The sequence below is a fragment of the Intestinimonas sp. MSJ-38 genome, assembly GCF_018917925.1.
GTDB lineage: Bacteria > Bacillota > Clostridia > Oscillospirales > Butyricicoccaceae > Pseudobutyricicoccus.
Genome location: NZ_JAHLPO010000050.1, coordinates 1 through 3,529 on the forward strand (window position 1 = coordinate 1; position 3,529 = coordinate 3,529).

General features: G+C 49.1%; 2 protein-coding genes. Both read right to left on the reverse strand.

The window, feature by feature from the left end:
• Window positions 1-182 precede the first annotated feature (182 nt).
• A complete protein-coding gene (locus KQI26_RS14830) occupies window positions 183-1,244 on the reverse strand; it encodes a replication initiation protein (protein ID WP_216505016.1) in 1,062 nt (353 codons plus the stop codon).
• A 388-nt stretch (window positions 1,245-1,632) separates the two neighbouring features.
• The gene (locus tag KQI26_RS14835) at window positions 1,633-2,868 is read right to left on the reverse strand and encodes a plasmid recombination protein (protein WP_216505017.1); all 1,236 of its coding nucleotides are present in this window, start codon (window positions 2,866-2,868) and stop codon (window positions 1,633-1,635) included.
• Window positions 2,869-3,529: the final 661 nt, after the last annotated feature.

The following is a 3,529-nucleotide window of genomic DNA, read 5'->3' on the forward strand; positions in this document are numbered from 1 at the left end:
GCTCCGGGGGGGTTCAATTTTTTGCGTGTCGGCCTTGGTTACCTCACAAGCGTCCTTAGCCTACAGTTATTTTATCACAGCCTATACAGCTTATGCAAGTTGAGGTTTGACTACCATCTAAAACAACACGACTCTCAAATTAACCGCTCAACGGTTGACTAGCATCTAAAACAACACACATCTCAAACGATTAGCTTCAGCAAATACGCAAAGCGGTGTTTTATCTGCTGTTTTTCAGCCTGACGGTTCATAGCTGCATATTTTTCGGCGAGGTAATGATACCGGCGCAGATCAATGTTGTTATCATCGATCTGTGGCAGCTTATCCACGCTGACTGTGGCCAAGGTGGTAAAGAGATGCTCTATCTCAGCACGACTAAACTCTGGCTCATCAGATCCTGGGGGTGTGGTGGCGCTGCGAAGAAGTTCAATCAAATCTGTGCCATGGTTGGATGGAAGATCTGTGAAGGAGATTTGACCAGGCATTTGACCAGACAGAGGATCATCGATTAGCTTGGAGATCGATTCTAGTGTAAAGCGGATCGCTGTCACCCGTCTCCCCGACTTGATCGGTTTATACTCAAACCGGCACTCAGTTTTGTCCAGCAGCTCCTTCTGGCAGCGCTTCAAAATACGCTGGTTGAAAATCTTGTACTCGTTGTAACTGGTATCGCCATCGCAGTTCAGAATTTTTTTTAACTCATCTAGAGAAACCTCCCATTCCTTCCGAAAACGATTTGATTCCAGATACATGAAAAGGACATAGGTATATCTACTGGTTAGACTGGTGATACAGCGCAACTTGTACCGGAAGTAACCCAACTTCTCGAAATGAAAGAAATACTTCATAGCGGCATTGGTGCAGGTTAAGGTGATTTGCCACACACCATCATCGTCTTGATCGGCGATAGCCTCCTCGAACAGCGACACCAAATGGAGCCGCTTCCTGTCTCCCTTTGCCAGATCAATCGGTTGGTAAAGGTTTTTCAGTCTATGCTCTAGATCAGGCTGATTGATACGGGTCACGCCCAGAGCCTGCTCCAACTGCCCTTTTGTGAGTTTGATGGTGCGTTGCTCTGGTTTGTGGGTGTCAATACGGGCCAAGTACATATCCATGATTTTGAACTCCGCAAGGGAAAGATTGGAGCGCCACAGCTCAAATAGGGGCTTTGATTTCTGGACGATCAACTTGGTTTCCGGATCGCGCCCAATACCGGCAAGCGGCTCTTTTTTCTTTCTTGGCATCGCATTACCTCTTTCAAATATTGCATCCTAAAGGTGAATGTGAGTTAATATGGAGCATTCACCTTCATCCTGTTTATTCTACCATAAAGGTGAACATGAGTCAATGAAAAGCTTTCACCTTTAACCCCTTTTACGGAAGAAGTCGTTCACCTTTACGGAAGAAGTCGTTCACCTTTACGGAAGAAGTCGTTCACCTTTACGGAAGAAGTCGTTCACCTTTAAATCCCAAACACATTGATATTACTAGCATTTTGAGGGCCCGTAATCAAGAGAGTAATCAAGTAAGTAATCAAGCTATCTATCAAGGGAGAAAATCAAATTAGCGGTCTGTGGATAACTCCGCAGACCGCTAATTTGAGAGCAGCCAGGGGGCGCCCTGGCTGCTCTTTTATCTTTCAAATCCTCTCTTCTTAGAGCGGTCTTTTCTCTTTTCCTGTCGTTGTTTTTGCCAGTTTATAAACCAATCTTGGAAATGCTCACGCAGCTGTTGGAATGACTCGACAAAGATCTTGTAAGGAGCCAGCTGATCAACCTGCTTCTGCAGATCCTTCACCTGTTCCTTTAATCGATCAATCATAGCATCACGGGAATAAACCTGGTCAAACGCTTTCTCCTTTGCTCGAATGGCCATATCCCTCTCCCATGTTGCTTTTTTAGCCAACTCAGCAGCTGTCTTTAGGCTCCGAAGATCTTCAGGCCGATAGACCTCTTTGCCGGTCAGCGTTCGCCGAACGGGTGAAATCTGACGTACATCCTGGATACCCTTAGAAACGGCCACAGCGGCCCGTAGACGCTCTTCTGCGGCTTCTGCCTTATCCTGCACGGCCCGGAGTTCTTTCCTGGCATCCTGGGCCGCCTGACGGGCTGTATCGGCCTCTTTTTCAAGATGCCCTAACATCTCATCACGAGCTTCTTTGTACTCATCGACCGTCAAGCTCTTACGCTCTGACTTGCGTTCTGGCTCTACCTCAAGCCCAAGGTCACGGCAGACCTGGCCGAAAACAACACGCTCGTTTTCTTTCCAAAGTTTTGTGGCGTTGTTCTTTCGGCTCTCATTCTCTGGCTGAAATCCCATCTGTTTCATAGCTTTATCGAGAGAGTTCCGAATCTCAAGCCCTCGACTGTACCCGTAAGCTACGGGAACATAGTCAAGGTGCAAATGGGGGCTTGCTTCGTCCATGTGAATGTACGCCCCTATGAGCTTCAGATTGGGGTTTCGCTCCTCAAAGCCCTCTACATACTTCACAAGGGCTTCTTTGGCTCTCTCCCTCATCTGAGGGGTCTGAAAGTCATCTTTACTACCCCACTGTACCACATCTTCGTAAAAAGGTTTCTCGCCGTTCTTAGACTTCTGTATGTGGTCTAAGTAGTCCACAATCTTCCGGTCAGCTCGCTTTTGTTTACTGTTGTACTTCTCCAGAGCGCTGCTAAAGATTTCTCGGTATGCATCTCTAATGTCCTTGTCTACCAGGATGATGTTCTCCGAGGACTTGGAGCCATCAATGTTATCTGGGATAGGCTTACCTATCTCCTCATATTCTCGCCTATTGTGCATTTGGCTTCCTTTGCCCTGCGGCATTGATACTCGCCCCATAAGAACACCGCCTTTCTTCTTTTTCAGCATAGCATGTTCTGTTACTCTTGTCAAGAGTAACCCCTTATGAGTTTTGACACTTCGTATCAAAACACGGGGCTCCCTCGCCGGGAGGGGCGTGGCTGCGGCCACGGATGAGATGGGGCTTTGCCCCGCTGGCTGCGGCCAGCTCCCCAGTCCTCTTTGCCCCCTTTGAAAAGGGGGCAGCCGGACGGCATCACCCCAAACCATGCCGGGCGCCGCGACGGCAGAGGGGCCGGGGTGACCCGGCCCCTCCGGATCCAGCGTGTTCCGTGGTCTGCCCGTCAAGGGTAAAGGCTGCGCCCCAGGGCGGCATATCCTCCCGCCTGCTGGCGGTCCGGTATATGCCCTGGCCCTTGACTCTTTCTACGGCCTATTGGTATATTTGACCTGCTGCCCTTCTCCAATCTGGCAACAGAAAGGAGGTGTCAGCATTGGAAATCCTCACAAGCGTCCTTATGGCCGTCGTAGCAGGTGTAATTAGCCATTGCATCTGCAAGTGGCTTGACGGTCACGGCAAGGGCAAGTAAGCACAAAGAACCCCCCCGGAGTAGCCGCTCCGGGGGGGTTCAATTTTTTGCGTGTCGGCCTTGGTTACCTCACAAGCGTCCTTAGCCTACAGTTATTTTATCACAGCCTATACAGCTTATGCAAGTTGAGGTTTGACTAC

Bases quoted from the DNA above. Each gene is read 5' to 3' on its own strand.
- KQI26_RS14835 (WP_216505017.1), bottom strand. From the start codon at position 2,868: ATGCTGAAAAAGAAGAAAGGCGGTGTTCTTATGGGGCGAGTATCAATG.
- KQI26_RS14830 (WP_216505016.1), bottom strand. From the start codon at position 1,244: ATGCCAAGAAAGAAAAAAGAGCCGCTTGCCGGTATTGGGCGCGATCCG.